This is a genomic window from Iodobacter sp. CM08, assembly GCF_033446605.1.
GTDB lineage: Bacteria > Pseudomonadota > Gammaproteobacteria > Burkholderiales > Chitinibacteraceae > Iodobacter.
This window is the reverse complement of record NZ_JAWQUO010000076.1, coordinates 1-5,619: the sequence shown is the minus strand read 5'-3', so window position 1 is coordinate 5,619 and position 5,619 is coordinate 1. Positions and strand designations below refer to the sequence as shown.

The window sequence follows — 5,619 nt, the reverse complement described above, 5'->3', positions numbered from 1 at the left end:
TCCCAATCGTATTCAACAATCACGGTAGGCCAAGCATAAAATGGATTACGTTTTTTAAAGCTATTTCTAACGTACTCAATAAGACCAGGTAAATCTCTAAAAACACGGTAAACTTTTTTCTTTTCTCTATCAAAAAACAAGCTGTCGTTTTTAAGTGCAAACATATCCGCCCTTAGCGGGTATAGCCCAAAATGAAATGCAACAAAAGAAAAAAAAGAACTAAAAATAAATTGAACAATCGAGATTAAAACGAAAATAACTCTATCGCTATTAAGTAACCAAGTAGATAAATAGGTGCCATACAACATAAGCGGGAAGAACCCAAAAATAATGAGCAATGCAAATACCGTTACAAGGCCTCGCTGATAATGAGTAGTACTGGCCAGCTCGATGGCAGCTGGATAGATCGTTTTAACTTCGCTCAGCGTACTGCCACCTTGCCGCGCGGTTGTTTTCTTATTCAGATAAGTGCTAATGCCCAAGCTAGATACATCGATCATTGCCGGCGGGTATTCACCTTGCAGTACACGGTAAGCAGTAGTTGTGGCCGTTGGAGTCATGAGCTTTTATTTTTTAGATGGAATTGAATCGTTAAGCTAATTACAGCGATCCCTACTTTATTTGCTGCTATCGCACAAGGCGATAGCAATGCAAAGGCTTATTTCTTGGGCAGTAATGGCTCCCCCCACTCGGCACGGATTTCTGGGGGGAATGGGGCTTCGAATGCGGTTTTATGCGAAAGCCAATTAAAGGTGCCCCAGAGAGTAGAGAAAGGCACAGAGATAGGGAAAATCAATAAAAAGAAGATAAAAAATATAGGTCTATCTTTTGCCCACTCATTCGCGCTTGCACCCAATGGGCTAACCAATCCCATCGACTGCCACCACGTCGTGGGCGCAGCCGCAGCTAAAGACTCACCAGCAGGTAAAGCCGGGCCATTTTCTTCCATATAGGCATGCAGATAGGCCCATAATGCCTGCACGGAATATTCACTCATGACCAGTGGATTGCCCATGGTAAAGAAATCAACATATTCTGGCCGGGGCAGGGGGTTTAATAAAAGGCGAAGATCCTGCTCCAGATCGAATTTTTTAGGTTTATTTAATATTTCTGCGGTGTTTTTAACCAATACACCCAATGCATTTGTTGTTGAAGGCAATTGCCCCAGCATCACCACTTTTGAAACATGCACAAATTCGAAAGAATCCCAATCGTATTCAACAATCACGGTAGGCCAAGGATAAAATGGATTACGTTTTTTGAAGCTATTTCTCATGTAATCAATGGCACCTGGCGTGTCACGAAATACACGGAAAACTTTTTTCTTTTTCTTATCAAAAAACAAGCTGTCATTTTTAAGTGAAAACATATCGGCTCTTAGAAAATATACGCCGCCATGAAAGGTAACAAAAACGCCAAAAAGGCTACAAATAAACATGACCAATTCGATAATGAAAAGAACTACCTCAGCATCAGAAACAAACGATGTAAATGAATAAGCGCTATACAACATCATGGGGAAAAAACCAAAAATGAGGAGCATTGCAAACACGGTTACAAGGCCACGCTGATAATGTGTGGTACTGGCCAGCTCGATGGCTGCTGCATAGATCGTTTTAACTTCACTCAGCGTGCTGCCATTTTGCCGCGCGGTTGTTTTCTTATTTAGGTAGGTGGTAATGCCCAAGCTAGATACATCAATCATTGCTGGCGGGTATTCACCTTTCAGTACACGATAAGCTGCAGTTGAGGCGGTATTTAATGTCATAGGTAATAAGCTCTTTAGGGTTTGACAGAGGCAGGGGCTGATTTGTCTGCCCTCTGGGATTGCTTCACATCATATTTAGACTGAGGCTCAGGCGCGGCCTGATTGCTCTTATGTAAAGCCTTCAGGAGCGCTCTTTCTTCCTCTGCAGCGGTGTGAAACTTATTCACCTTGCCAAAGAAGCAGTCTTCGGCCCAATCCTCTAACTCGGTAGGCGTTAGCATTGCCGAGCCGGAAGATGCCAGCACCCCCAGCCCCATTAAAATTAGGCCCCAGCCGGTTAAACTCATACCCAGAATAACAATTACGCCCTCAGAGGCCACGGCTGCCGTAGAAATAATGGCCCTAGTACCTATCCATTTAACTACCATCTCACCGGTTGCCAAAATGCCTGCTACTCCACCAGCACCATATAAAAACCCAGTACTTTTCCAAGCAGTTGCCGAATATTTATCATTACGCTTGGAACGCTCACCTGCAAAAGTAAAAGCCTGCGCAGAATCCACCAGCAAAGCTCCCCAGCCTGCAAAACCACCTATGGCTTTCAGCCAAAGTGTCGTAGCCCCATGCTTCGCAAATTGTGCTGCAGCAATGCCCGCCAGCTCCCCAGTAGCCCCAACCGTACCCAAGCCATTGCTGGCAATGCCAAACCAAGCATCGCGTAAGGCTTTTTGATCTTCGGGGCTGGCTGCGGCTAAAGATTTAAGGCTGCCATTTAAGCCCAGCATTTGCAGGGATAAAAAGCCGATGGCAATGCGGCCCTCTGCCTTGATAAAGACCGCCTTACCGCCACGCCAGCTGTTTTCTTTTAAGCTATTTAAAGCTTCTTTTGCCGTTTCTGCCACGTGCCTTTGCTGCGCAAACATCTTGCCAAAATCTTCTTCCGATACTTTTTGTATCGCCTCTAAGCCTTGCGCGGTTAAATTAAGCTTAGAGATATTCAGGGTTACTTTTTCAGCGTCTTTTAGGGCTGCGGCGCTTTGTGAGGCTTGCTTTAGCTTATCGGTATCGGTAAGTACATGCAGCTCGATCTTTCCTTGCTTGCGCATGCTCTTTATCTGTTTTTTGCTTGGCACATATTGCTTGCTGCTTAGCAAAGCAATGGCCTCATCAAAAGGTAAGAAGACGCTGATTAATATTGGGCGAGCCTTGGGTTTGATTTTGTTGAGTGCCGTAGCCAGAATATGCTCCATATTCTGACCAAGCAAAGCCATGCCAAGCAGTTTTCGTTCTATCGTTTTAAAGCTATTGTGCTGACTGGCGTAGCCCACCGCACCGCCAATCAATGCCGTAGAAACCCCCTGATGAAAGCCAAATACTGCCTCATTCAGCCAGCTAAACTTAGCATTAAGCTGCGGCACAATTAAGTCTTTGAGTAGGTTATAACTTTTGGCCTGATTATCTTCGGCCACATATTCAAAAAGCGATTTTTGATTAGAAAGCTGTGCACGCAGCATCACTGCATCCAGACCGGTGACTGGTTTGAGCGCCTGTTGATACGCCAGCTCGGCGCTGCTAGGGCCCATGCTGCCCCCGCCGTAAACATGAAATGCCTCTTCGCTATAGCAAGCCCCCGCACTATGGTGGGTTTGCTTAGGATCGTTCGGGTCGTTCTCATCAAAATGCAGGGCAAAAAAATCAGTCACGTTTTTTTGAGATGCGGCGGCGTAATCATCGTCAAAAAGAGTAACGATGGCTTTTTGAGCAGCCTCTTCAATCTCGTATTTCTTTACAAAGACTTCGCGCTTGCCTTTAATCAGCTTCTCTTCAATTTTTTTCCAATCGGCTTGTGTTCGCAGATTGGCTGTACGTTCACGTTGCGCGGTGTCTTCAGGCTGAAAAACCCGGCCCAGTGTCCTTGAGGTAATGGGCGTTGTGGTATCAAGTGGCTCCCACAGTGTTTTCCTTGAATAATCAATCGGGATCTGACCATAGGCATTAGATTCTTTTCGATCATATTGCCCCTTGGTAATCACGCCTAAATCCCTTGCCCCCGATTCAAAAAATGAGTCCGTTTTCTTGAAATTATCTTGATGAAGCATTTTTTGAATGCCGCTAAGCCTGGCAGAGCAGAGCATTCCCTGGGCGAAGGGGGTTAGTGCCTCGTTCATTTTTACCAGCGCCCGCATACGCAAATGGTTTAGCTCGGCAGAAACTGCCACCGGGTCTGGCAGGGCAAACACAAGGCCTTTATCTTTGGTCTTGGGGTGCATATTGCCCAGTTGCTGCATATGGCCATTCAGTTGATCCAGCGCGCCTGCTCCGGTTTTAAAGGGGAAGTAGGGTTCCGCATCTTTTCCCGGGCTTACATTGCGCAGTGCATATTCAGCAACAAATTTCCCTGGGCTTTCTGCCTTGGCAACAAATGCATTGTCTGGTGCTTTTCCGCTATCTAAGTAGGCTTTAACATCAAGGCATTGCATGACTTTTGGATTGGCCTGATTCGCTTTTTTAAGCGTGTCATTCCATAAGTTGGCGCTATAAGCCAGCCATATTTTCCCCGTTTTATGAGCCTGGGGAATCGTCAGTAAGCGCACTTTATGCAAATGGCCGGCTTTATTACATGAGAAAGGCTCTTGCGCATAAAAGGAGGGGTGCGAGGTAGAGTAAAGCGCTCCTTCCGGTGTAATCCGATAGATATCCCAACCATCTTTTTTGCCTGCTGGCGGTGTTTCATAAAACACATATAAATAACCTCGGCGCAGGGTGCGCAAGACAAAGCGCGATTGCTTAGGTGTGGCAAGCTGGGCGGCTTTTTGCGCAGTGGCGTGCGAAAGCAGCTTGTCACTACCAGCGGGTTGCAAATCTGCTTTGTTTGCAATTACAGAAGGGCGCACCAATAGAATAGGCAGACCACTTTTTTCACAAGCTCTACAGGTATCCGTCATTGGTCTTCTTTTGCGGTGAGTTCAGCATGATTTGGTCCCATTGGCTTTCGGTTATTTCGGCCAAGGCGGTATTCAAAGGCGTTTGAGTTTCTTTGGCGTTTTTAAAAATTGCGGCCATGGATGGGTGCTGCCAAAACTGCGGATATCGATCCGCATAGAGGGCAAAGGCCAGTTGATCATCGATTTGCGGCCAGCCCGATTCCCTGGCCGTTTTAACCCATAGCCGTGCATTTAAAAACATCTGAGCATAGGGGGCTGATCGTGTGGCATACCATTGCGCTAAAGTACGGTTAATCGCCTCAGCATCGAGTATGGCTTCTGCTTCATGGGGCTTTAATGCCAGCGTTGCCTTGTTGCCCCCTGTGCTTTGTAGATGGGTGACTCTGCCGTCGATAGATAAAAAATACCAGTTAGAAACAGGGCCAAGCCACAGACTGATGCGCTCTTCACCCAGCAGCGCTAAAAGTAAGGGCATTGTTCTGGGGTCACTGGCTCTTAAATAGCGCTTGCCTGTTCGCCCCTTTATTCTTTGCTGCATCATTCTGGCTAACCATATTGCCAGCTCTTCGCCGCTGGCATGGCTTTGTAACCAAGCGCATATAGGGAGCCCACCAAATCCTTTCTCTACTAAGGAGAGGTTGTTTTCTAAGGCCAGTTGAATAGACTCGACAAATAAAGGATCTTCTTTATTATGCAGCTGCACTAAATAAGGCAATTGGGCATAAGGCAAAGGCGGCTCATTAAAAGTCAGCATGGTGATAAGCCGCCCGTCCCACGCTTGCGTTCGGGAGTCTTGCAGAGAAGGCGTGTTCTCTGCTGGCGCTGCATCTGGTCCGCCATCTAAGGGGCGTGGCTCGCCCAGCATAGGATCAATCAGCAAATAGAGAGTGCCGTCTTGTTTTGACGATCCAATTTGTGCTGTCAACTGCGTAATATGAACCGGTTCAATAGCCAGTGGAGGCCATG

4 protein-coding genes are annotated in these 5,619 nt (G+C 46.6%); all 4 read right to left on the bottom strand.

The window, feature by feature from the left end; translation table 11 throughout:
• On the bottom strand, window positions 1–560 hold a 560-nt coding region (locus R6242_RS21870; protein ID WP_318430956.1), incomplete at its 3' end, for a DUF6708 domain-containing protein.
• Between the two features lie 98 nt (window positions 561–658).
• Entirely contained in the window at window positions 659–1,768 is a 1,110-nt protein-coding gene (locus R6242_RS21865; RefSeq protein ID WP_318430954.1) for a DUF6708 domain-containing protein, read from the bottom strand.
• A 14-nt stretch (window positions 1,769–1,782) separates the two neighbouring features.
• Window positions 1,783–4,653 carry a T6SS effector BTH_I2691 family protein gene (locus R6242_RS21860; protein WP_318430953.1) on the bottom strand — a complete coding sequence of 957 codons (2,871 nt, stop codon included), beginning with the start codon at window positions 4,651–4,653 and terminating at the stop codon, window positions 1,783–1,785.
• On the bottom strand, window positions 4,637–5,619 hold a 983-nt coding region (locus R6242_RS21855; RefSeq protein WP_318430952.1), incomplete at its 5' end, for a DUF4123 domain-containing protein. The genes R6242_RS21860 and R6242_RS21855, both read right to left, overlap by 17 nt.